The 22395-nt window shown below is 58.8% G+C and carries 22 protein-coding genes; 19 read left to right on the top strand and 3 right to left on the bottom strand.

Features of this window, described 5'->3' with window-relative positions:
* The 7 genes from ACI5FR_RS27140 to fni form a co-directional block, all read left to right on the top strand.
* The coding region (locus tag ACI5FR_RS27140) for a tyrosine-type recombinase/integrase (protein WP_405460329.1) at positions 1 to 544 on the top strand (544 nt) is incomplete at its 5' end.
* Between the two features lie 129 nt (positions 545 to 673).
* The gene (gene deoB, locus ACI5FR_RS27135; RefSeq protein ID WP_405460328.1) at positions 674 to 1867 is read left to right on the top strand and encodes a phosphopentomutase; all 1194 of its coding nucleotides are present in this window, start codon (positions 674 to 676) and stop codon (positions 1865 to 1867) included.
* Between the two features lie 65 nt (positions 1868 to 1932).
* Positions 1933 to 2751: a purine-nucleoside phosphorylase gene (locus ACI5FR_RS27130; RefSeq protein ID WP_405460326.1), complete on the top strand. Its 819-nt coding sequence runs from the start codon at positions 1933 to 1935 to the stop codon at positions 2749 to 2751.
* 42 nt (positions 2752 to 2793) lie between these two features.
* Entirely contained in the window at positions 2794 to 3639 is an 846-nt protein-coding gene (locus ACI5FR_RS27125; RefSeq protein ID WP_405460324.1) for a purine-nucleoside phosphorylase, read from the top strand.
* Positions 3640 to 3670: 31 nt separating this feature from the next.
* Positions 3671 to 4057: a carboxymuconolactone decarboxylase family protein gene (locus ACI5FR_RS27120; protein ID WP_405460322.1), complete on the top strand. Its 387-nt coding sequence runs from the start codon at positions 3671 to 3673 to the stop codon at positions 4055 to 4057.
* Positions 4058 to 4220: 163 nt separating this feature from the next.
* The gene (locus tag ACI5FR_RS27115; protein WP_405460320.1) at positions 4221 to 5555 is read left to right on the top strand and encodes a pyrimidine-nucleoside phosphorylase; all 1335 of its coding nucleotides are present in this window, start codon (positions 4221 to 4223) and stop codon (positions 5553 to 5555) included.
* A 77-nt stretch (positions 5556 to 5632) separates the two neighbouring features.
* Positions 5633 to 6682, top strand: coding sequence for a type 2 isopentenyl-diphosphate Delta-isomerase (gene fni / locus ACI5FR_RS27110; protein ID WP_405460318.1), 1050 nt, complete (start codon positions 5633 to 5635; stop codon positions 6680 to 6682).
* Between the two features lie 928 nt (positions 6683 to 7610).
* On the opposite strand, the gene ACI5FR_RS27105 is transcribed toward fni, so the two are convergent.
* Complete coding sequence (locus ACI5FR_RS27105; protein ID WP_405460316.1) at positions 7611 to 8522, bottom strand: AraC family transcriptional regulator; 912 nt, start codon at positions 8520 to 8522, stop codon at positions 7611 to 7613.
* A gap of 181 nt (positions 8523 to 8703) precedes the next feature.
* Here ACI5FR_RS27105 and ACI5FR_RS27100 point away from each other — a divergent pair, with 181 nt between their 5' ends.
* The 7 genes from ACI5FR_RS27100 to ACI5FR_RS27070 all read left to right on the top strand — a co-directional run bounded on the left by ACI5FR_RS27100 (position 8704) and on the right by ACI5FR_RS27070 (position 16052).
* A complete protein-coding gene (locus ACI5FR_RS27100; RefSeq protein WP_405460313.1) occupies positions 8704 to 9537 on the top strand; it encodes a phytanoyl-CoA dioxygenase family protein in 834 nt (277 codons plus the stop codon).
* 230 nt (positions 9538 to 9767) lie between these two features.
* A complete protein-coding gene (locus tag ACI5FR_RS27095; protein WP_405460312.1) occupies positions 9768 to 10961 on the top strand; it encodes a D-alanyl-D-alanine carboxypeptidase family protein in 1194 nt (397 codons plus the stop codon).
* 219 nt (positions 10962 to 11180) lie between these two features.
* Positions 11181 to 11534 (top strand): anti-sigma F factor antagonist, encoded by a 354-nt coding sequence (gene spoIIAA, locus ACI5FR_RS27090; protein ID WP_405460310.1) that lies wholly within the window; start codon positions 11181 to 11183, stop codon positions 11532 to 11534.
* Entirely contained in the window at positions 11531 to 11977 is a 447-nt protein-coding gene (gene spoIIAB / locus ACI5FR_RS27085) for an anti-sigma F factor (RefSeq protein WP_405460307.1), read from the top strand. The genes spoIIAA and spoIIAB overlap by 4 nt, the downstream gene beginning before the upstream one ends.
* Before the next feature lie 20 nt (positions 11978 to 11997).
* Complete coding sequence (sigF, locus tag ACI5FR_RS27080; RefSeq protein WP_405460306.1) at positions 11998 to 12747, top strand: RNA polymerase sporulation sigma factor SigF; 750 nt, start codon at positions 11998 to 12000, stop codon at positions 12745 to 12747.
* A 136-nt stretch (positions 12748 to 12883) separates the two neighbouring features.
* Positions 12884 to 14503 (top strand): RNA polymerase sigma factor, encoded by a 1620-nt coding sequence (locus ACI5FR_RS27075; protein ID WP_405460303.1) that lies wholly within the window; start codon positions 12884 to 12886, stop codon positions 14501 to 14503.
* 118 nt (positions 14504 to 14621) lie between these two features.
* On the top strand, positions 14622 to 16052 hold the full coding sequence (locus ACI5FR_RS27070) for a VOC family protein (protein ID WP_405460301.1): 1431 nt from the start codon (positions 14622 to 14624) through the stop codon (positions 16050 to 16052).
* 41 nt (positions 16053 to 16093) lie between these two features.
* On the opposite strand, the gene ACI5FR_RS27065 is transcribed toward ACI5FR_RS27070, so the two are convergent.
* Complete coding sequence (locus ACI5FR_RS27065; protein WP_405460298.1) at positions 16094 to 17029, bottom strand: phytanoyl-CoA dioxygenase family protein; 936 nt, start codon at positions 17027 to 17029, stop codon at positions 16094 to 16096.
* A gap of 230 nt (positions 17030 to 17259) precedes the next feature.
* Between ACI5FR_RS27065 and ACI5FR_RS27060 the strand changes: the two genes are divergently transcribed.
* The 4 genes from ACI5FR_RS27060 to lysA all read left to right on the top strand — a co-directional run bounded on the left by ACI5FR_RS27060 (position 17260) and on the right by lysA (position 21487).
* Positions 17260 to 17898, top strand: a complete 639-nt coding sequence (locus tag ACI5FR_RS27060; protein ID WP_405460295.1) for a stage V sporulation protein AA — start codon at positions 17260 to 17262, stop codon at positions 17896 to 17898.
* On the top strand, positions 17895 to 18329 hold the full coding sequence (locus ACI5FR_RS27055) for a stage V sporulation protein AB (RefSeq protein ID WP_405460294.1): 435 nt from the start codon (positions 17895 to 17897) through the stop codon (positions 18327 to 18329). Before ACI5FR_RS27060 ends, ACI5FR_RS27055 begins: the two co-directional genes overlap by 4 nt.
* 16 nt (positions 18330 to 18345) lie before the next feature.
* A complete protein-coding gene (locus ACI5FR_RS27050) occupies positions 18346 to 19980 on the top strand; it encodes a spore germination protein (RefSeq protein ID WP_405460292.1) in 1635 nt (544 codons plus the stop codon).
* Between the two features lie 175 nt (positions 19981 to 20155).
* The gene (gene lysA / locus ACI5FR_RS27045; protein ID WP_405460289.1) at positions 20156 to 21487 is read left to right on the top strand and encodes a diaminopimelate decarboxylase; all 1332 of its coding nucleotides are present in this window, start codon (positions 20156 to 20158) and stop codon (positions 21485 to 21487) included.
* Between the two features lie 58 nt (positions 21488 to 21545).
* On the opposite strand, the gene ACI5FR_RS27040 is transcribed toward lysA, so the two are convergent.
* A complete protein-coding gene (locus ACI5FR_RS27040; RefSeq protein WP_405460286.1) occupies positions 21546 to 21968 on the bottom strand; it encodes a MarR family winged helix-turn-helix transcriptional regulator in 423 nt (140 codons plus the stop codon).
* 203 nt (positions 21969 to 22171) lie between these two features.
* Between ACI5FR_RS27040 and ACI5FR_RS27035 the strand changes: the two genes are divergently transcribed.
* A complete protein-coding gene (locus ACI5FR_RS27035; RefSeq protein ID WP_405460284.1) occupies positions 22172 to 22336 on the top strand; it encodes a hypothetical protein in 165 nt (54 codons plus the stop codon).
* Positions 22337 to 22395 lie beyond the last annotated feature (59 nt).

The following is a 22395-nucleotide window of genomic DNA, read 5'->3' as shown; positions in this document are numbered from 1 at the left end:
GTCGCCGGATACGAAGACGCCGTCCGGCATTCGGGACAAGGCGATGCTGGAGCTGCTCTATGCGACCGGGATTCGCGTCTCGGAGCTGATTGAGCTGGATGTCGATCATATTCATCTGGAGATGGGGTTCGTTCGCTGTCCGGGCAAAGGGGGGAAGGAACGGGTCATCCCGCTCGGCCGGATGGCTCAGCAATGGCTCTCCGCGTACTTGGGAGGGACGCGCGAGCAGCTGCTCCGAGCGGAGCAGCCGGAGCGGGCGCTGTTCCTGAATCATCTCGGGACGCGGCTGACCCGGCAGGGCTTCTGGAAAATTCTCAAAAAGGCGGCTCGTTCCGCAGGCATCGGCGTCGAGGTGACCCCGCATACGCTGCGCCACTCGTTCGCCTCCCATTTGCTTGAGAATGGAGCGGATCTGAGGGCGGTGCAAGAAATGCTGGGACATGCCGACATCTCCACAACGCTCCTGTATGCCCAAGCCTCCAAGCTTAGAATGAAAGAGATCTATGACGCGGCCCATCCCAGGGCGCGATCGAACGGATTGTAACAGCCTGGCCATTCGCGCTTGGCTTTTTTTGTACCGCCAGGCGCCTTCCCCGAAGGGGGCGGCGCGGTTTTGCAAACCGTAGACCGGCATGAGATAATATGGGAAACGTCCAGCAGGAGGGAAACACGCATGCCTTACAAAAGAATATGCATGATCGTCCTCGACAGCGTAGGGATCGGCGAGCTGCCCGACGCCGCCGCGTTCGGCGATACGGGCTCCCATACATTGGGGCACATCGCGGAGCGGGTATCCGGCTTCGCTTTGCCGAACATGCAGCGGCTCGGCCTGGGGAACATCGCCCCGCTCCGAGGCGTCCCTCCCGTAGAGGAACCTCAGGCCGGCTATGGGAAAATGGCGGAAGTGTCCGTCGGCAAAGATACGATGACCGGCCACTGGGAGCTCATGGGGCTCAAGGTCACCATTCCGTTCAAGACATACCCGGACGGCTTTCCTTCTGCGCTATTGCAAGCGTTCGAAGCCCGCACAGGGCGGTCTGTCATCGGCAACAAGCCGGCGTCCGGCACTGAGATTCTGGACGAGCTGGGTGCTGAGCAAATGAAGTCCGGCGCCTGGATCGTGTATACGTCCGCCGACAGCGTGATGCAGATCGCGGCCCACGAGGACGTCATCCCGCTGGCCGAGCTGTACGAAGCGTGCCGCATCGCGCGGGAGCTGACCGTGGGCGAATATGCCGTAGGACGTGTGATTGCAAGACCATACATAGGACAACCCGGGGCTTTCAAGCGGACGCCGAACCGGCACGATTACGCGGTCTCTCCGCCTGCCCCGACGGTCATGAACGCCCTGAAGGATGCGGGACTCGATTGCATCGCGATCGGCAAAATCAACGATATCTACTCCGGAGAGGGCGTCACCGCCGCGATCCACACGAATAGCAACGAGCACGGGATCGATGAGACGATCCGCGTGATGGGCGAGCCGTTCCACGGTTTGTCGTTCACGAATTTGGTCGATTTCGATTCACTGTATGGACATCGGCGGGATCCGCAAGGCTACGGGCAGGCGCTTATGGCGTTCGACCGCCGGCTGCCGGAGCTGATGGACCGGATCGGCGAGGACGATCTGCTTTTGATTACGGCCGACCACGGCAACGACCCGATTCATGCGGGCACGGATCATACCCGCGAGTATGTGCCGCTTCTCGTTTGGTCGCCGGGAGCGGGCCGGGCCGGGGTACCGCTCGGCGTCCGCGCTACATTCGCCGACGTAGGCGCTACGATCGCCGACAATTTTCAGGCTGAGGCTCCGGCTAACGGAACGAGCTTTTTGCCCGAGATAGATACCGGGGTCCTCGCAAAGTAACAGGAATAATCTACGAAGGCCCACGTCTCTTTGTGGGGTTTATCTAAGGGTAGGGAGACATGAGAATGACGCCTAACGAACAAGTCGAACAAGCGAAGCAGTTTATAGAGGAAGAAATCCCTTATATGCCGGAGATCGGGCTCATACTGGGCTCCGGTCTCGGCGTGCTGGCGAATGCGATGGAAGATGTGACGGTAATCCACTACAGCGAAATTCCGCATTTCCCGGTGTCCACTGTGGAAGGACATGCGGGGGAGCTGCTCGTCGGCACGATTCAAGGCCGCCGGGCGATGATGATGAAAGGCCGGTTCCACCTCTACGAGGGCTATGACGCGCAGACGGTCGCTTTTCCGATTCGGGTTATGAAGGCGCTGGGCGTCAAGACGCTGCTCGTGACCAACGCGGCCGGCGGGGTGAATACGGGGTATGCGGCCGGAGATCTCATGTTGATCCGCGACCACATCAATCTCATGTATCGCAGTCCGTTGATCGGGCCTAACGACACTGTATTCGGCGTCCGGTTCCCCGATATGTCGCAAGCCTACAGCGAGAGGTTGAGGGAGCTGGCGCACACGGCGGCTTCCGAGGAAGGGATCGCGCTCCGCGAGGGCGTCTATGCGGCCATGCTCGGACCTAGCTATGAGACGCCGGCCGAGATCCGGATGCTGCGCACGCTAGGTGCCGACGCCGTGGGCATGTCTACGGTCCCTGAGGTTGTGGCGGCCCGTCATGCGGGGCTCGAGGTGCTGGGCATCTCCTGTATTACGAATATGGCGGCCGGCATTCTCGACCAGCCTCTTTCCCATGACGAAGTGATGGAGACGGCAGAACGGGTGAAGGAGTCCTTCCTGAACCTGGTCAATCGCATTATCGGCAAGATGTAATCTAACCCTTATTATAATTTGTACCGGGAGGAACAGATCAAGATGGAACAATTGCAGGTGCAGCGGATCGACGAAGCCGTTCAATATATTGTACAACGTATCGGAGCATTGAAGCCTTCAATCGGCATGGTGCTAGGCTCCGGATTAGGCGACTTGGCTCATGAGGTGGAGCAGCCGATCGCGATTCCTTATTCGGACATTCCGCATTTTCCGATCTCGACGGTGGAAGGGCACGCCGGGCAGTTCGTCGTGGGGACGCTGGAAGGCAAGACCGTCATTGTGATGCAGGGGCGGTTCCACTACTATGAAGGGTATTCGATGCAAAAGGTCGTGTTCCCGATCTACGTGATGAAGCGGTTGGGCGTTCAGATCTTGGTGATGACGAATGCCGCCGGCGGGATGAACCGGGCGTTCCGTCCGGGCGATTTGATGCTGATCTGCGACCATATTAATCTGACCGGCGCCCATCCGCTGATCGGCCCGAACGATCCGGAGCTCGGCGTGCGGTTCCCCGACATGTCCGAAGCGTATAACAAGCAGTTCCGCGCCCTCGCGCATCAGTTGTCTAGTCAAATCCGCGGGGACGACGGCGACGCTTTGGAGCTCCAGGACGGCGTGTACTGTGGGATCAGCGGTCCGGCTTATATGACCCCGGCGGAGCTGAAGATGCTCGCCATTATGGGCGGCGATGCGGTAGGGATGTCGACGGTGGGCGAAGTGATCGCCGCGCGGCATGCCGGACTAAACGTTCTCGGGATCTCGTGCATTACGGATATGGCGATCGGCGAAGAGCTGGAGCCTCTGACACACGAGCAGGTGGTCGAGGTGGCGAATCGGACGAAGCCGAAGTTCATCGCGCTGGTCAAAGCGTTCGTGCGGGAAGTGTAGAGTTAGCTTCAAATAGATGGGAGAGGCTGGCATGGATGAGGAGCGCCGGGAGCTAGGCTGGACGTTGTTGAAGCAAATTACCGGAGATAAAGGTGAAGCGACGATCGACGAGCTGCGTAAGTTCAGCCCGGATCTGTGCGAGCTCATTATCTCGTTCGCTTACGGGGATATTTATTCGCGTCCGGGCCTCGATCTGAAAATGAGGATGATCGTGACGTTGACGACGCTTATCACGCAGGGCGGCTGCGACAAGGAGCTCGAGGTTCATGTCGGGTCGGCGCTGAATGTCGGGCTAGAGGCCAAGGAAATCGTAGAAGTGATGCTGCATTGCATCCCTTATATCGGGTTTCCGAAGGTGATGAACGCTATCCATGTAGCGAGGAAAGTGTTCGAGGCCAGAGGGATCGGGATCTCCTGATGCGGCCTGAGCGCTCCAGTCTCCTCCGTGGTTGCGGGCGTCTGTTTGTTGCATCTGAGGTAATCGGAAGATTCGGGATATTTGGAAGGCTCACTAGGATCCGCAGGATTTGTGACTGATTGGCAGTTGCTGGGGTCGGAGCCGATCGGAGGGTGGGTTTCGTATGAGAACTGTGGATTTGATCCAGAAAAAACGCGACGGCGGGGAGCTCAGCCGGGAAGAGCTGGCTTTCCTGATTCAAGGCTACAGCAGCGGCCGTATTCCCGATTATCAGCTGTCGGCGTGGGCGATGGCGGTTTACTTCCAGGGTATGACCGCCAGGGAAACGGCCGATCTCACTTTGGAGATGGCCGCCTCCGGCGACCAGGTAGACTTGCGCTCGATTCAGGGCGTCAAGGTAGACAAGCACAGTACGGGCGGCGTCGGGGATACGACGACGCTCGTCCTTGCTCCTCTTGTCGCGGCGGCCGGCGTGCCGGTCGCGAAGATGTCCGGCCGCGGGCTCGGCCACACGGGCGGGACGATCGACAAGCTGGAGTCGATTCCGGGGTTCAAGGTCGAGCTGACGGAGGAGCAGTTCGTGGAGCAGGTGAACCGACACGGTCTTGCCGTGATGAGCCAATCCGGCAATGTCACGCCGGCGGACAAGAAGCTGTACGGCCTGCGCGACGTGACCGCCACCGTGAATTCGATTCCGCTCATCGCAAGCTCTATCATGAGCAAGAAGATTGCTTCCGGCGCGGATGCCATCGTGCTGGATGTGAAGACGGGAAGCGGCGCGTTCATGAAGACGCTGGACGACTCGATCCGTCTCGCCGAAGCGATGGTCGCGATCGGCGAGGAGGTCGGCCGCGAGACGGTGGCGGTCATCAGCAGCATGGACCAGCCGCTCGGCGTTGCGGTGGGGAACGCGCTCGAGGTGAAGCTGGCGATCGAGACGCTGAAGGGCGAAGGGCCTGCCGATCTGGAGGAGCTCTGTGTCACGCTCGGCGCCCATATGCTCGTGCTGGGCGGCCGGGCGCTGGAGATCGGCGAGGCGAAGGATATGCTCTATGAGATTATCCGCAAAGGCTACGCGCTTAAGAAGTTCAAGGAGTTCGTAGCAGCGCAGGGTGGATCGCCTTCCTTCATCGATCAGCCTTCGCAGCTGCCGACGGCCAAGCATGTGTTCCCTGTGGAGGCGCGGACGGCCGGCTATGTGGCGGCCATCGAGGCGGAGCGCATCGGCCTCGGCGCGATGATGCTCGGGGCGGGCCGCGAGACGAAGGAAGCCTCCATCGACCTAGCCGCGGGCATGCTGCTGAAGCGCAAGATCGGCGATCTCGTAGAGGCGGGTGACGTGCTGGTGGAGCTGCACACGAACCGTGGTGAGGCAAGCTTGGTCGAGGCCGTGCGGCAGCAGGTATTGGCGGCGTATACGATCACGGAAGCAAAGCCGGCTGAGCCTACGCTGATGTACGCAGTCGTCACGAAAGCGGGCGTGGAACGGCTGGTGTGAGGTGATGATTAGAGCTAGATGAATGGAGATTCGAGTTTGGAGTTTGAACTATGGGGCGGAGAGGGACGTGAAGGTGGATGACCACGGAGCGTAGAAAAGCGGAGCATATCCGCATCGTGCTGGAGGAGCCGGTAGCCGGGCGAGGGATTACGACCGGTTTCGAGCAATACCGGTTCGTACATCGGGCTCTGCCTGAGCTGGATTTCGAGGAGATCGATACGTCCTCGGCTTTTCTGGGCAAGCCGCTGCGCACCCCGCTCCTGATCAGCTCCATGACCGGCGGCACCGAGGAGGCGCTGCGGATTAATCGTCACCTGGCCGGAGCGGCCGAACGGCGGGGATGGGCGATGGGCGTCGGCTCCGTCCGCGCGGCGCTGGAGATGCCGGAGCTCGCCGCTACGTTTCGAATCCGGGATGTGGCCCCGACGATTCCGCTATTCGCCAATCTCGGCGCGGTTCAGTTGAACTACGGCTACGGGCCGGATGACTGCCGCCGCGCAGTCGAGCTCTTGGAGGCGGACGGTCTCGTCTTGCACTTGAATGCTCTGCAGGAGGTGTTCCAGCCGGAAGGGAACACGAACTTTCACGGACTGCTGAAGCGCATCGAGCAGGTGTGCGCTTCCTTGCCCGTGCCGGTCGGGGTCAAGGAAGTCGGCTGGGGGCTGGACGGCGAGACCGCTTGCCGGCTGCTGGACGCCGGCGTCCGTTTTCTTGACGTCGCGGGAGCGGGCGGCACCTCGTGGTCCGAGGTGGAGAAGCGCCGCACGACGGATCCGCTGCGCCGCCAGGCGGCGGACGCGTTTGCGGACTGGGGTATGCCGACGGCCGCCTGTGTCCGCGACGTGCGCCGGCTGGCGCCGACGGCGTTCGTCATCGCGAGCGGCGGGCTCGCGACCGGCGTCGACGCCGCGAAGGCGCTCGCGCTCGGCGCGGACCTCGCCGGCTTCGGGCGCGGCCTGCTGGCCGCGGCGGTGGACGGCGAGGCTGCCGTCGAGCGGGCGCTGGCGCAGGTCGAGCTCGAGCTGCGCGCGGCGATGTTCGGCATCGGCGCGCGCACGCTCGCGGACCTGCGCGGGACGCGCGCACTCGTGCCGGCGTCCGCGTTCGCCCCGACGCCGCTGCAGTAGCGGCTCCCGCCACGAGTCGTGCGGGAAAAAAACCATTTAATTCCCGGCTCATCGGTGCGATGCGGACCGAATTAAAGTGATAAACGACTTAACTCCCTCGTCATCGACCAGATGCGGGGGAATTATCACGAAAGACGACTTAACTCCGACCAAATCGAACCGATACCGACCGAATTAACACGCACGAAAAACCACTTAACTCCCGGCACCTCGCCCCGCAACCGTCATCCACCGCCACCGGCCACGCCCAGTAACCCAATTTTTCCGGCTTAAACTTGGTCAACCGTCTCGCCTCCCGAACGATAGTAGAGTAGAAAGCTACCTCGCAGCAGCCAAAACCGGCTGATTGAGAACTGCAAAGTAAAAAAGCTACTTTGGAGCAGCCGAAACCCGCGGATGCAGAACTGCAAAGTAAAAAGTTACTTTGGAGCAGTCGAAAGCGGCGGATTGAGAACTGCAATTTAAAAAAGTTACTTTGGAGCAGTCCAAAACGGCGGATTGAGAACTGCAAAGTAAAAAAGTTACTTTGGAGCAGCCGAAACCCGCGGATGCAGAACTGGAGAGTTAAAAAGTTACTTTGGAGCAGCCCAAAACGGCGGATTGAGAACTGCAAAGTAAAAAAGTTACTTTGGAGCAGCCGAGCCCGGCGGATGCAGAACTGCAAAGTAAAAAAGTTACTTTGGAGCAGCCCAAAACGGCGGATTGAGAACTGCAAAGTAAAAAGCTACTTTGGAGCAGCCGAAACCCGCGGATGCAGAACTGCAAAGTAAAAAAGTTACTTTGGAGCAGTCGAAAGCGGCGGATTGAGAACTGCAAAAGTAAAAAAGTTACTTTGGAGCAGCCCAAAACGGCGGATTGGGAACTGCAAAGTAATAAAGTTACTTTGGAGCAGCCGAAACCGGCGAATCCAGAACTGCAAAGTAGAAAACTACTTTCCAGCAGCCTCCCCCCCAAGCTCCACCCGCTTCGCTTGCCGGTACTCGCCCGGCCAAAGCCCGCGTGCCCGCTTGAACGCCTTCGAAAAGTGGTGCACGTCGGCGAAACCGCAGTACACGGCGATGTCGGCCAGCGTCAGCTCCGTCGTCGACAGCAGCTCCTCGCTATGCCGCAGCCGGAGCTGCAGCAAATATTGATGCGGCGGCACCCCGAAGGTCGCCTTGAACACCGCGCTGAACCGGGACGGCGACAAATTCGCCCGGCGGGCCATGTCCTCCACCGAAAGCGGCTCGTTCAGGTGGAACGACAGGAATGAGGTGATCCAGTTCAGCGTAGGGGGCGAAGAGCCGCTGCTCCGGGAAGGCGGCGCATACTGCTTCAGAATCGCCAGCACGAGCTCCGTAGCCAGGTGTTGCGCCTCCAAGAGGGCGAGCGTCTCCTGCTCGAGCCACAATTGCACCATGCGCAGCAGCGTATCCCGGAACCCAATCGGATGCGTCGGGTTCAACCGAACCGGAACGTGCACGCCCTCCAGGTCGTTCAGGACCGGCTGCATCAGGTCTTGGTACGCGGTCAAATCGAGCTGCCCCGCCCCTGTAGGAAAGCTCGCCTCCCGCAGCGGATTGTAGAACAGATCCAGATGCGCATACGGCGTAATCGTATTGGTCGTTCCCTGCAGCGTGTGCACGCTGTTCGGTTGAATCAGACAAAAGGATCCGCTCTCGAACGTATAGTCCACCCCATCGACGTGAATGAGGCAGCTGCCCTCCTGCACGTAGATGAGCAAGTAGTCGAGCAGCCGGCGGATCGGCATATGCCAGGGCTTGCGCACCGCGTAATCGCTGTTACGAATATAAGGAACGACCGGCTGACGGGCGATCAGCTCATCAAGTGTTGTCAACACAAATGCTCCCTTCTGACCTCAAATCATAATCTGGTTTATCCCTCATTTTACTACAGAATCGGCCCAACCCCAAGACCGGAAACAGTCGTTTTTGACAAATAAGACAAGATAGCTGAACAATGAGCTTCCCCGATCCGGCCCCTATAATAAAGCTATCACCTAATAGAAAGAAGGCCTATCCATGACGATCGAACTTTCGAAGCTCCCGGATTTGCATCAAAACTACGACCTGTCCTCGGAGCAACGGACCTATTACCAGGAGCAGGGGCATATCATGCTAAGGCATGTAGCCAGCGCGGAGGAGGTCCAAGCCTACCGGCCGATCATCGGAGACATGGTCCGGCAATTGAACCGGCACACGAAGCCGCTGGAAGAGCGGGACACGTACGGCAAAGCGTTCATCCAAATCGGCAACGTCTGGGTGAAAAGCGAGGCGGTGCAGCGATTCGTATTCGCCAAGCGGTTCGCGAAAATCGCGGCCGACCTGATGGGCGTCGACCGCGTGCGCATCTATGCGGATCAAGCGTTGTATAAGGAGCCGGGCGGCGGGCATACCCCGTGGCACCAGGATCAAATTTATTGGCCGCTCGATACGAACAACACGATTACGATGTGGATGCCGCTAGTACCGATCCCGGACGAAGTCGGCTCCATGACGTTCGCCTCCGGAACGCATCACTCCGGCTATATTACGAAGCAAGTGATCTCGGATGAATCGCACAAGACGCTGAAGGACTACATCCAAAGCAAAAGGATCGAGACGATCAACTACGGAGGCATGGCCGCGGGCGACGCTACGTTCCATGCGGGGTGGACGCTGCACAGCGCGCCGGCGAACCCGACTGAGCAAATGCGGGAGGTCATGACGATTATTTTCTACGCCGACCCGACGAATTTGCTGGAGCCGGACAGCAACGCGCGCAAGAACGATCTCGCATCCTGGTTCCCCGGACTGAAGCCCGGCGAACCGGCCGCAGGCCCGACGCATCCGATTTTGTACGACCGCCACGCCTAATCGCTAGTCTGGATCAGAAGATCGGGTACAGGGAGAAATCCATGTGCCCGATTTTTTTGGGTTCAGCCCGCCATTTCCACCACTAGCGCCATCCCTCACCCCCGCAAATTCTCGCGATTCTCCTCCGGCCGTTCGTTTATTTTCCTCCAAATGTGTCCAAACTGTTAGAAGGTTTTCCATGTCTCGAAGTGGGAAAATATGGGGTTTCTATCGTCTAGGAGGGTATTTGCATGCTTAGAAAAGGTTGGATAGGGTTGCTCGCAATCGCCATCATGCTGGCGTTCAGCGCACCGGCGCTTGCGGCGGACGAGAAATTGGCGCAGCCGAAGGCAGGGACGGGCGGGGTCGATTTGGCGCCGAACGCTTCGTCGGCCGTCTTGATGGACGCCGACACCGGAACGGTGCTCTACGAGAAAAATATGCACGACAAAAAGGCACCGGCCAGCATCACGAAAATTATGACGATGGTGCTCATCATGGAAGCGCTGGACCAAGGCAAGATCAAGATGAACGAGAAGGTCCGAACGAGCGAATATGCCGCGTCGATGGGCGGCTCGCAAATTTTCCTCGAACCCGGTGAAGAAATGACGGTAGAAGAAATGCTGAAGGGCATCGCGATGGCTTCCGGTAACGATGCCTCGGTGGCGATGGCCGAGAAAATCGCAGGCTCGGAGGAAGCGTTCGTGAAGATGATGAACGCCAAGGCGAAGCAGCTGGGCATGAACAATACCCACTTCGTGAACGTTAACGGCTTGCCGGCAGACAATCACTATACATCCGCAATGGATATTGCCACGATGTCCAAGGAGCTGCTCAAGCACGAAGAGATTACGAAGTTCACTGGCGCTTACCAAGACTACTTGCGCAAGGAAACGGCCAAGCCGTTCTGGCTCGTCAACACGAACAAGCTCGTACGCTTTTATTCCGGAGCCGACGGACTGAAGACCGGGTATACGAGTGAAGCGAAGTTCTGCTTATCCGCCACGGCGAAGCGCGAGAACTTCCGGGTTATCGCAGTCGTGATGGGCGAGCCCAATACGAAGACCCGCAACGCGGAAGTGACGAAGCTGTTCGACTTCGCCTTCTCGCAGTATACGAACCATCCGATCTTCAAAACCGGAGACCCGATGGGAACACTCCAGGTAGAGAAAGGCAAGACGAGCCAAGTGCCGCTTATCGCCACGCACCAGTATTCGGTCCTGCTGAAGAAAGGCGACGCAGGCGAAGACATTCGTCACGAACTGCAATTCAATCCGAACCTGAAAGCGCCGATTGCGGCGGGGCAGCCGATCGGGAAGCTCGTCGTCTTCAAGGGCGACACGAAGCTGGCCGAATTCGACCTCGAGTCCCCGACCAACATCGCCAAAGCAGGGTTGTGGACGATGCTGAAACGTACGGCTCAGCGTATGGTTACCGTCGACTAAGCTGAATCCTCCCGTTCCGACCGTCCGGTCCCGCTTTCCCGCTCTCGGGAGGCGGGACGGATGGTAAGAATCGGGCATTTCGACCTGATTGGCCCGGAAAGTGTCAAATCTCCCCGTTTTTGCAGAGGTTATAGCAGTTTTCTTCTAGTTTTGTCGGCTTGCAGGAAATTCCAATCGTTTCGTAGAAACTAGTCTGCATCTCGAAGGGAGTGAGCTTGCGTGAGTCTGCATATTGAACTGGAGCACAACCGCCGTACGCTAATCGTCCGGTTGCGCGGAGAGCTGGACCATCATGCGGCGGAAGTCGTCCGCACCCGGATGGAAGAGGCCATTCTGAAAGGGGACACGCGGCATGTCGTGCTCAGCCTGAAGGACTTGTCGTTCATGGACAGCTCCGGGCTGGGCGTTATTCTGGGCCGATACAAGCAAGTCACCGGCAAGGGCGGCAAAATGGTAGTTTGCGAAGTGAATCCGGCGGTATATCGGTTGTTCGAGTTGTCGGGGCTGTTTAAGATTTTGGCGATTGAGGATAATGAGAGACTAGCACTTTCCAGTCTGGAGGTCGTGTCATGAGTGGACCTAATTTTATGACCTTGCAGTTCGCCAGCCGTTCGGAGAACGAAGCGTTCGCGCGCGTGGCGGTGGCGGCGTTCGTGTCCCAGTTGGACCCCACGCTGGAAGAGTTGACGGATATTAAGACGGTCGTGTCGGAGGCGGTAACCAACTCGATCATCCACGGGTATGAGGAGCGGATGGACGGCGTCGTGACGATCACGGCATCGATCGATGGCGACCGGGTGACCTTGACCGTGGAAGACAACGGCAACGGGATCGAAGATGTGGAAATAGCGAGAGAGCCGCTGTTCACCACGAAGCCGGAGATGGAGCGGTCGGGGATGGGCTTCACGATCATGGAGAATTTCATGGATACCGTCTCGGTCGTGTCAGCGCCTGGCGAGGGCACGAAGGTGACGATGGTCAAGCGGATTGAATCCAAAAAAGCGCTGTATAACTAGAGGTAGGTGACGATGGACCCGTGGATCTGAAGCATGCCTCACATAGTTATTTGGACGACACCGAAGTCAAGCGCCTGATAGCTCTCAGCCAAGGCGGCGATGCTCTCGCGAGAGAGACGCTGGTGAATTGCAACATCCGCCTCGTCTGGTCAGTCGTACAACGTTTCTTGAACCGGGGTTACGAGCCGGAAGATTTGTTCCAGATCGGCTGTATCGGCTTGCTGAAATCGGTAGACAAGTTCGATCTGTCGTACGACGTGAAATTCTCGACCTACGCGGTGCCGATGATTATCGGCGAGATTCAGCGGTTTCTGCGCGACGACGGGACGGTGAAGGTCAGCCGCTCGCTGAAGGAGCTCGCCAACAAAGTGCGCAAGAAGAAGGACGAGCTGTCGAAGAAGATGGGCCGGCTGCCTACGATCGGCGAAGTCGCCGAAGAGCTGGGGATCACGGCGGAAGAGGTCGTCTTCGCGCAGGAGGCGAACAAGCCGCCTACCTCGATCCACGAGACGGTGTTCGAGAATGACGGCGACCCGATCACCTTGATGGATCAGATCGCGGACGAGGGACAAGAGCGCTGGTTCGACAAGCTGGCGCTGAGCGAGGCGATCAACACGCTGACCGAACGGGAGCGGCTTATCGTGTACCTCCGCTACTTCCGCGACCAGACGCAGTCGGAAGTGGCCGTACGGCTCGGGATCTCTCAGGTGCAGGTCTCGAGGCTCGAGAAAAAAATATTGCAGGTCATCAAAGAACAGATCGCCCAATGAGGCGGTCTGTTTTTTGGTCTTCGCGGCGATAGTTGGACGGCAAGGAGTTCAGAACAGAGCGTCGAATAAAGGAGATTAGCAGGGCGAGTGGGTAGGGCTAATAATCGTTCGTTATATAACTATCAGGAGAAAGGAAATGGCCATGGAAGATTCGCTGGTAGAACGGGCCCGTAACGGAGATCAAGCCGCATTCTCCGAGCTCGTGCGCGAACATAGGAGCCAGATGCTGGGCTGGGCCAATCAAGTCGTACACGATTCCGCATTGGCCGAAGATGTCGTGCAGGAGGCGCTTCTGTCCACGCTTAAGCACATCGGCCGGTTGGCGAATCCGGATAAGTTCCTGCCCTGGCTGCGGACGATCGTACGGAATCAAGCTTTGATGGCGATACGAGGACAGCCGCGCAAGCGCGAGCTGGCCGTTGGGATCGAGCTGCTGGAAGATCAGACCCGGACCGAATCATACGCGGGGGCTATGGACGATCCTCAGCTTGCAGCGATCGGCAACCTGGCACTGAATCAAGTGGAGAAGCTGCTAGGCAGGTTAGGCGATCGCGAACGGGCCGTCGTTCGAGCCTACGGCATGGCCGGGCTGTCGATCCAGGAAGTGGCGGACGAGTTGGGGATGAAGACCGGTGCTGTGTATACGGCGCTGTCGCGCTCCCGGGCGAAGCTAGCCGAAGCGAGATTCGAGGACGAAATTGACCGGTATTTAGGCGCGAGACGGCGAGGAAGGAAACCGAAACAGGCTGTCGTGCGGCATGTACGGTATTACGGATCGGCGGCGGCCTACAACACAATGGCATCCACGATGATGCTGTCCATAGGGGCGTCAGGGTATCATAACATCTCCATGAAGGAGATCATGGGGGCGACGGGACTAGCCTTCCGCATTCAAGCAACGCCGGATTTGGGCATTAGCGGGGCGTACGCCTTCGATTGGGGCATAACGGCCAGAAGCGGGTTCGAACGACTTGGTTTTGTCGGAGCGGTACTAGGCGGTTCGGGGGTCAGACTGGATCAACCGGATGAGCTGATCGAGAGCATGGACATGATCGTGTCCTGCCTGGAGCAAGGCATACCCTCGATCGCTTGGAATGTATCGAACGCCGAATTTGGACTCATTACGGGCTATGACGACCAGGAGCGTTCCTGGAGCGTGATGGACACCTCGTCCAGCGGCAAGAAGCTTCCGTACACGAAGCTTGGACGACTATACGCGGATTCCGAATGGTTCGTCGCCGCTCCGCTGAGGCGCCATTCCACATGGATTACCCAGCCGGTATCTGGGATTTTCAAAGACGCGGCCATGCATATCAGGGGAGGCATTCCAGGCGATACGGTAATGGCTAAAAAGATCCCGAGCGTGCATGGGAAGGAGGCTTACCGGCTATGGATTCGCTCCTTCGCCGGCCAAACGGCCGTCAGCCCGCTTAGCGTTGCTTATCAGGCGGCGGTCGTCGCCGAGGCGCGTGCATACGCCGCTCGCTACCTGGACAGCTTGGCCGAATCCCTTCCTATCCGGGTACTGTATTCGTCCACCGTGCCCGCCATCAGACACGCCGCCGGGCTGTATTCGAAGATCGGGGAAGCCTGGGCTGAGCTGGCCCGTCTGTTCCCGCTGCCCTATAGCGCGGATCCGGCTGCGCCCGGTCCGGCCGATCGGTCCGTGCGGTTGTTGGAGCAGGCGCTTACCGCCGAATTGGAAGCCGCTGAGGCGCTGGAGGAAGCTGCCGACCTCCTAGAGCGAAAAGGTTGACTTGCGTATTGACCATGGTGATGTAAGAAAAAAGGTTCATCTCGCATCATTACCGGTAGAGGGGATGAAACGCATGAATTCTCGCCTCCAAATCCATCATTCCGGGAGGAATTACTCAATGAACGAAGCGATTGTACACACGCAACCCCATCCCATTACGAACCGAATCGGCGGCGTATTCATGCATGTTCGCAACATGGAGCGCTCGGTGCAATGGTACCACCGGCTATTCGGGCTGCCGGAGCGTTCGAGTGCCACAGATAAAGTTCATGCGCTGCCGATGAACGGAGGAGCCGATTTCGTTTTGGACCAGCATGGCTACGATCGAGGGCTGGCGATGGGAGACCGGCCTCTGCTGATGATCGATTCTCCCGACGTGGATGCGGCATACCGACATGTGCAGCGGTTGGGCATTCCAATCGAGTGGGAGATCGAACGCTACCCCGGCATGGCTTTCTTCACGTTCCGCGACCCGGACGGGAATTTGCTCATGGTATGCGGGAAGCCGGGTTCGCCTGAATCGGGCGGAGGTGCGGATGCATCCGGCCTTCAAGCTCCTCCCGCCTCAACCGTGCGCTACAATGGCGGCGGAACATGGCTGACCGTTCATCCGGATGCCTATTACGCATCGGAAACAAGAGACGGGCTAGTGCTGAAGGGCCGGGCGAACACGGAGACGACGCATGCCACTCCGCTCCGGATCGAGACGACCGTTCGTATCGAGGACGGCTGTCTGCGGTTGAGATACGGTCCGTACGGGCAGCTCGTGTTTAATTACGGCCCTTCCTCCAGTAATGGAACGGGAATCGAATTTTACGTCAAACATCCGAAGGTGGATCGGGATTTCGACGATCTGACCAAAGGAGCGATCCCGAACGGGGAGTGGGTGGGAATCGAGTGGACCATTGAAGAGCGGAGCATGGAAGTACGCGTAAACGGGGAGCTCTTTCACACTCAGGAGGGCTACTTCGGCGGCATCGTCGGAACGGCCGGGATCGGCAACGACAACGGCAGGATCACGGTCAAATCATTCTCCGTTGAAGCGCTGCCGGAACGCGAGACTTTGCCACGATTGACCGTGTTATGCGACGGGACCCAAGCGGATGTACTCGTGCCGGACGTCTCCTGCTATCCGGTTCTGACTGGGGAAGGGTTGTGGCTGACGCAAAACGAACAGTGGGGGAATGCCCTGACGAAGCAGGCGTACGCGGTGCCTTATGCGATGGAGATCGTCGTACGGAGCGATAGGCGCACGCTGCTCTTGTACGGAGGCGTCTCGGCACAAGTGAAGTTTCACGCGAACGGGGCGTTAAGCTTCCGCGATCCTGTGAGCAAGGAGGAAGTATGGCTTGATGGCGCGGGGACGTTATCCGAGGGGTTCCAAACGATCGTCTGGACGATGGACGCCGACCGCACTTCAATCCGTGTCAATGGCGAGTTACGCTTGGAGCGGGCCGGGAATTATGCGGAGTGCCGGTACCGGCTTGGGGTCGGCGCCGATCTGGGCAGCGCGGTTACCGTGAAGTCCGTCCGAGTCCGGACGGACTAATGTCACAAGGCTGAGGGACTCCCTCAGCCTTGTACGCTATCTCAGCACTGGGCGCCGCTCATCTCGTTGGTGAACATCCGCTTGTATTCCTGCGGTGTGACGAGCTCCGCGCTGATCGGCGCGTAATGGAACTGCAGCGCCCGGCGCCGCTTCGCGGTGAAATTGCTGGGCGTGCCGTGATGCAGCATCCCGTGGAAGAACAGCATCCCGCCCGGCCCGAGCGGCGCCACCTGCGAGCGGTCGGCGCCCACGCTCTCGTCGCACAGCTGCCAGTCGCGCTCCGCATAGTGCGGACTGCCGCCCAGCATGTGCGAGCGAGGAATGATGTGCATGCAGCCGTTGTCGATACCGGCCTCGTCCAGCGCGATCCAGACGCCTACGACCGGCTTGTCGTAGTCGAGTCCCCGGTACGCCATGTCCTGGTGCCACGGCTTCTCTCCGCCGCCCTGCGGGGGCTTGAGCAGCGCCATATCCTGCACGAGCTTCGGCTTCTCGCCCAGCAGCAGCTCTACGACCCGCAGCACTTCAGGATGATAAGCCGCTTCCAGCAGGCGCCGATCGTACTGAACGAAGTCCGCCACCTTCCGGGTCGCCAGTATGAACGCTTCCTCCGACTGTTCGGCTTCTTCCGACTTCGTCAGCTGAATGAACGGCAGCTTCGCCTTCTTGCCCTCGGCTTGCGGATACGTGTCTTCGTCCGCCTCGGACACGACTTTGCCCGCTTGCATAATCGCTTCGAACCGCTCGCGGCTGTTCAGCCGGCGCAGCTCCATCATGTCGCGGAGGGCGCTTTTCGCATCCTCCACCATTTGCCCCGTATACCCGGTCTTGACGGCCAAGTAGCCCATCTCGCGATAGAAGCTCCGGTCGTCTTCCGTAACCGACTCCAGCCGTTCCCGGTATTCCACAAGCTCGAGGCTTGGGTAGAGCACGCGGTTAATTTCGTGCGGATCGCTCAGCTTCATTTTCATCTTCATCGACGGCAGCCTCCTTCCAATTTCGGAACCCTGATTCCTACCTTAACTGTACTTGGATTTGCCGGGCCGAGCCATGGAGCGAATCGGCGATTCTTTGTACTTACTCGCATGCAGGCGGATCATTAGCGAACCGGCTAAGGCTGGAAATCATTGCTGCGCCGTTCCTGGAGTACATGCCCAGCGATCGCCGCATACTAGAGGGAAAGATTGTCATCCAAGGGAGTGATCCCATGTCCGAACGACCCACGGCCGGGTCCGTGCTGTACATTCGGCTGCGCCGGCGAATCGTCGTGCGTCGGGGCGCGCCTATTCTACTGGGCAACATCGCGCAGCTGCTTGTCGATCCCGAGCTGGAGCCGCAAGTGAGGCAGCTAACGGTCCACACCCCGGTGGAGGCCGACGGCTCCGTTCTGCTGATCGACATGCTTCGCGTCGTGAAGGTGGTGCGGGACCGGTATCCCGGCATGCAGATCGAGCATTTTGGCGAGCCTCACGTACTCGTGGAGATTTTGACGCCTTCGCGCAAACCCAACCCGGTACTGTTCACCCTTGTCTGGCTGCTGCTGTTCGTCGGCTCCGGTCTCGCTATCATGAATTTCCATGTCGACGTCAGCATGATGGAAGTGCATCAGAAACTGTTCAAGATGGTCTCGGGCCGGGAGGTCGAGCACCCCTATTGGCTGCAAATTCCTTATTCGTTCGGGCTCGGAGCCGGGATGGTCATTTTCTTCAATCAGCTGTTCAAAAAAAGGTTCAGCGAGGAGCCGAGCCCCCTCGAGGTGGAGATGTTCATGTACCAGGAAAGCTTAAACCGGTACGTCATCATGGAGGAGTACCGCAAAATGCACGACCGGGAGAATGGCTCATGATTGGACCGGTGTTGCTGGAGAAAGCGGTGCTCATTTTAATCGGGGTAGCGGGCGGCGTCGCGGTCGGAGGAGGCATGGTCGCCTTTTTGGTCGTGCTGGACGTCATTCCGAGGCTCGCGCAAATCGCGAAAACGCCGAACCGGATTCACGGACTGGAGGCGGCTGTCGTATCCGGGGTAATGTTCTTCACGCTCACGGATTTCTTTGGGTGGACGTTCCGCCTCTCGCCGCTCTCCGCGATCTGTACCGGCCTGCTCGCGGGCTGCTTCGTCGGGATGCTGGCCGGGGCGCTGACGGAGGTGCTGAACGTGTTCCCCATTATGGCGAAGCGGCTCGGCATCGGCGACTACATCGTATGGCTGCTCATGGCGATGGTGATGGGAAAAGTGGCGGGCTCGCTGTTCGATTGGCTTTGGTACTCACATACGTAGAGGAGGTTGACCTGCAATGACCACGGAGAAGAAGGAGCCGGAGGAAAAAACGGAACGATCGGAACCGGGTGCCGCCATGAAGCTGCGGGGCTCCGGCGTCATCATTCACCGCAGGAGGCGGCGCCGTCAGGACGACAAGGTGGATGCAAAAGAGATACTGACGGATGAAGAGATGGGCTTGAAGAACGAGGACTCGGTCTTCGTCTGGATCGACGATGTGAAACGGACGCTCGAGGAGAAGGTCGGCTTGCACCAGAGCTTCGATCTCGTCTTCCGGGAAATGGTGTTCGGCGGGAAACGGACCGCCTTCTTCTACGTGAACGGCTTCGCCAAAGACACCGTGCTGACCGACATCATCATGCGGCTCACTTACTTGCAGCGCGAGCAGGTGGTGCCGCACGCGCTCAAGAGCTTCCTGGAGCTGTACATCTCCCACATTCAAGTCGCGCCGCAGGACGACATGAACAAACTCGTCGAAAGCGTGCTAGTAGGCTCCACGGCGCTGTTCATCGAGGGAGAGACGTCGGCGCTCGTCATCGATGCCAAGACGTTCCCGGTCCGCTCGATCGAAGAGCCGGATCTGGAGCGGGTCGTGCGCGGAGCAAGGGACGGTTTCGTCGAGACGCTGCTGACAAACGTAACCCTCGTTCGCCGCCGCATCCGCGATCCGCGGCTGAAGTTCGAGCTGCTCACCGTAGGGGACCGCTCCAAGACGCATGTGTCGATCGGGTATATTCAGGACATTGCCAATCCCAAGCTAGTCGAGTCGATCCGGGACAAGATCAAGTCCGTCCGCATCGACGGGCTGCCTCTCGGGGACAAGCAGCTGGAGGAAGCCATCATCGGCAAAGGCTGGAACCCGTATCCGTCCGTCCGTTACTCGGAGCGGCCCGACGTGGTGAGCGCGCACTTGCTGGAAGGCCACGTCATTCTGTTCGTCGACACCTCGCCCAGCGTTATGATCCTGCCGACGACGTTCTTCCATCTGATCCAGCATGCGGAAGAATACCGGCAATCGCCGTTCGTCGGCAGCTACTTGCGCTGGGTACGATTTATAGGCATTTTCTCGTCGTTGTTCCTGCTGCCGCTGTGGTTCCTCGTCGTCATGAACCCCGATCTGAAGCCGGCCGGTCTCGAATTTCTGGGGCCGCAAAAGCAAGGAAGCCTCCCGCTCCTCGTGCAGTTCCTGCTCGTCGAGATCGGCGTCGACTTGATGCGGATGGCGGCTGTACATACGCCTTCGTCGCTCTCGATCGCGATGGGCTTGGTGGCGGCCATTCTCGTGGGCGACATCGCCGTGAAGACCGGCTTGTTCATCAATGAAGTCATCATGTACATGGCGGTTGCCGCTGTCGGAATGTTTGCTACCCCCAGCTATGAGCTCGGGCTTGCCAATCGGATCTTCCGGCTGTTCTTGCTGTGCAGTGTTGCGATATTCAAAATTCCCGGCTTCATCATCGCGACCACGCTGTGGCTGATCATCCTGGCCACCCAGCGCTCCTACAATGCGCCCTACATGTGGCCGTTCATTCCGTTCGACGCGAAATCGATGCTGTCGATCGTGATCCGGAGGCCGGTGCTGAGCATGAAGATCCGGATGAGCCTGACGAGATCCCAGGACAAGACCCGGCAGCCGAATAAGGAGGAATAGCCCCCTCTCGTCGCCTGGATGGACCGCCCGCGCTACAATTTGAAGGGGCGGTTTTTTGGGCTGTACGCATTTCCGTGCGTCCGCTTATTGTCTTCCTACTGGACGTATGATAATTTAGAAACAGATTAGTTGGCCCCATTGGCGAGCGAGAATCGGAAGAGAAGAGGGAATCGATATGTACCTACACGGAACAAGCATCATCAATGCCGAGGGGCGCCTGGAGATCGGCGGCTGCGATACGTCCGACCTGGCGAGCCGGTTCGGGACGCCGCTCTATATATACGACGAGCAATTGATCCGCACGCGCTGCCGGGAGTACCGGGATGCGTTTCAGGCGACCGGGTTGAATTTTCAGGTCGCCTACGCGAGCAAAGCGTTCTGCACCATGGCGATGTGCCGCATCGTGGAAGAAGAGGGCTTGTCCCTCGACGTCGTCTCGGACGGCGAGCTGTATACCGCCCTTCAAGCCGGTTTCCCGGCGGGAAAAATCCATTTTCACGGAAACAACAAGACGCCCGATGAGATCGTGATGGCGTTGGAAGCGAATATCGGCTGCTTCGTTGTGGACAACTTCCTGGAGCTGCAAGTGTTGAACGAGTTGGCGCGCGCGCGCAAAGTGAAGGCAAACGTCCTGCTGCGCATCTCTCCGGGGGTTGACGCGCATACGCATGAGTTCATCTCGACCGGGCAGATCGACTCGAAGTTCGGCTTCGATCTGGGGAACGGCACGGCATTTCGCGCGGTGCAGGAGACGCTGAAGCTGGAGCAGCTGCGACTGCTAGGCATTCATTCGCATATCGGCTCTCAAATTTTCGAGACTGAGGGCTTCCGTCTCGCCGCCGACAAAGTGACCCGCTTCGCGGCCGAAGTTCGCGACCAGTTGAGCTACACGTTCACCGTCCTGAACTTGGGCGGCGGGTTCGGCATCCGCTATACGGAAGGCGACACGCCGCTCCCGTCGGCGGATTATGTAGGCGCGATCGCGGATGCCGTGAAGACGAATTTCGCGGCCTACAACTACCCGCTGCCGGAGATCTGGATCGAGCCGGGGCGCAGCATCGTCGGCGAAGCCGGCACGACGCTGTACACAATCGGCTCGGTGAAGGACATTCCCGGCGTGCGCAAGTATATCGCCGTCGACGGCGGCATGACCGACAACCCGCGTCCGGCGCTGTACGACGCCAAGTATGAGGCAATGCTCGCGAACCGGGCGCTCGAGGTAGAGGAGGAGGTCGTCTCGGTCGCGGGCAAATGCTGCGAGACGGGCGACATGCTCATCTGGGACTTGGCGCTTCCGGCCGTGAGGACCGGCGACTTGCTCGCCGTCTCCAGCACCGGGGCGTACAACTATGCGATGGCGAGCCATTACAACCGGATTCGCAAGCCGGCCGTCGTGTTCGTGAAGGACGGCAAGGCCGACCTGGTCGTGCGCCGCGACACGTACGACGATGTGGCGGGCAACGATCTCATTCCTGAGCGGCTGATGAAGCAGCCGGTCGCGAAGTAATGCAAACAACAAAGCTCCTGGCGGATAACGGTCTGCCAGGAGCTTTTTTGGTACTATCTTATTCCATAATTTTCTCGAATGTATCCAGAAACCGCTCCAGCTCGGCGCGGTCGACCCGCGTCAGTCGTTCGGCCATCATATCCCGCTGGAGCTTTTTGGCCTTCTGAATCGTCTCGCTGCCCGCCTCGGTCAAGTGCAGCATAACAACCCGGCGGTCCTGCTCGTCCACCATGCGGGCCACCTGATGATGGGCCACGAGCCGGTCGATCATGACGGTGATCGCACTCGGCTTCACTTCCATGTGCTCCGCGAGCTGAGTGACCTTGAGCGGACCGCACTGCTCGAGCGTCTTCATGATGAAAAATTGGGGGCGGGTGATGCCGAATTGCGCGTAGAGATCGACCGTGGATGCCGATTTGCGAAAGGCGGAAATAAAGCAGTCCAGAAATCGGTCGATCAGTTCTTCCGTCGGCGCATCCATACCATCACCTCCCCTAGGGTTTCATAACTTGCCGGCACTTTCTTCTATAGCCATCTTACAACGTCCGGAGGGGCAGTAGCAAATTCGCGCACCCTCTTCCCCATAGTTCTTCCAAGGGGCTAACCGCGTTTCAATTCGGGCCGCAGCGGGTAATGAAGAACAAGGAAGTGAACTACAAGCGTCAGGGAAGGGAGATGTTCATCATGGCCATCAATGAGAATCGGAATGTGGAGATTGATCGCAATACCGTGGAGAAGCGGATGGACTCTAGCCAAGTCGCCTCCACCTTCATCAAGTATGCGGCATACGTAGTCATTTTCTTCGGAGCCTTGTACTTCCTCGTGAGATATGTCTTCCCAATGTTCTAAATTAGGGGAAAACAGGCTGAGCCAAACGAGGAAAGATCGCCCTCAGCGAGCGCGGCGAC

Source organism: Paenibacillus sp. HJGM_3, assembly GCF_045062745.1.
Lineage (GTDB): Bacteria > Bacillota > Bacilli > Paenibacillales > NBRC-103111 > Paenibacillus_AA.
This window is presented reverse-complemented; position numbering and strand designations above follow the sequence as displayed.

Bases quoted from the DNA above. Each gene is read 5' to 3' on its own strand.
- ACI5FR_RS27125 (WP_405460324.1), top strand. From the start codon at position 2,794: ATGGAACAATTGCAGGTGCAGCGGATCGACGAAGCCGTTCAATATATT.
- ACI5FR_RS27050 (WP_405460292.1), top strand. From the start codon at position 18,346: ATGACCACGGAGAAGAAGGAGCCGGAGGAAAAAACGGAACGATCGGAA.
- ACI5FR_RS27040 (WP_405460286.1), bottom strand. From the start codon at position 21,968: ATGGATGCGCCGACGGAAGAACTGATCGACCGATTTCTGGACTGCTTT.
- fni (WP_405460318.1), top strand. From the start codon at position 5,633: ATGACCACGGAGCGTAGAAAAGCGGAGCATATCCGCATCGTGCTGGAG.
- lysA (WP_405460289.1), top strand. From the start codon at position 20,156: ATGTACCTACACGGAACAAGCATCATCAATGCCGAGGGGCGCCTGGAG.
- ACI5FR_RS27075 (WP_405460303.1), top strand. From the start codon at position 12,884: ATGGCCATGGAAGATTCGCTGGTAGAACGGGCCCGTAACGGAGATCAA.
- ACI5FR_RS27055 (WP_405460294.1), top strand. From the start codon at position 17,895: ATGATTGGACCGGTGTTGCTGGAGAAAGCGGTGCTCATTTTAATCGGG.
- ACI5FR_RS27060 (WP_405460295.1), top strand. From the start codon at position 17,260: ATGTCCGAACGACCCACGGCCGGGTCCGTGCTGTACATTCGGCTGCGC.
- ACI5FR_RS27100 (WP_405460313.1), top strand. From the start codon at position 8,704: ATGACGATCGAACTTTCGAAGCTCCCGGATTTGCATCAAAACTACGAC.
- deoB (WP_405460328.1), top strand. From the start codon at position 674: ATGCCTTACAAAAGAATATGCATGATCGTCCTCGACAGCGTAGGGATC.
- ACI5FR_RS27130 (WP_405460326.1), top strand. From the start codon at position 1,933: ATGACGCCTAACGAACAAGTCGAACAAGCGAAGCAGTTTATAGAGGAA.
- ACI5FR_RS27035 (WP_405460284.1), top strand. From the start codon at position 22,172: ATGGCCATCAATGAGAATCGGAATGTGGAGATTGATCGCAATACCGTG.
- ACI5FR_RS27115 (WP_405460320.1), top strand. From the start codon at position 4,221: ATGAGAACTGTGGATTTGATCCAGAAAAAACGCGACGGCGGGGAGCTC.
- ACI5FR_RS27065 (WP_405460298.1), bottom strand. From the start codon at position 17,029: ATGAAGATGAAAATGAAGCTGAGCGATCCGCACGAAATTAACCGCGTG.
- ACI5FR_RS27095 (WP_405460312.1), top strand. From the start codon at position 9,768: ATGCTTAGAAAAGGTTGGATAGGGTTGCTCGCAATCGCCATCATGCTG.
- ACI5FR_RS27070 (WP_405460301.1), top strand. From the start codon at position 14,622: ATGAACGAAGCGATTGTACACACGCAACCCCATCCCATTACGAACCGA.
- spoIIAB (WP_405460307.1), top strand. From the start codon at position 11,531: ATGAGTGGACCTAATTTTATGACCTTGCAGTTCGCCAGCCGTTCGGAG.
- ACI5FR_RS27120 (WP_405460322.1), top strand. From the start codon at position 3,671: ATGGATGAGGAGCGCCGGGAGCTAGGCTGGACGTTGTTGAAGCAAATT.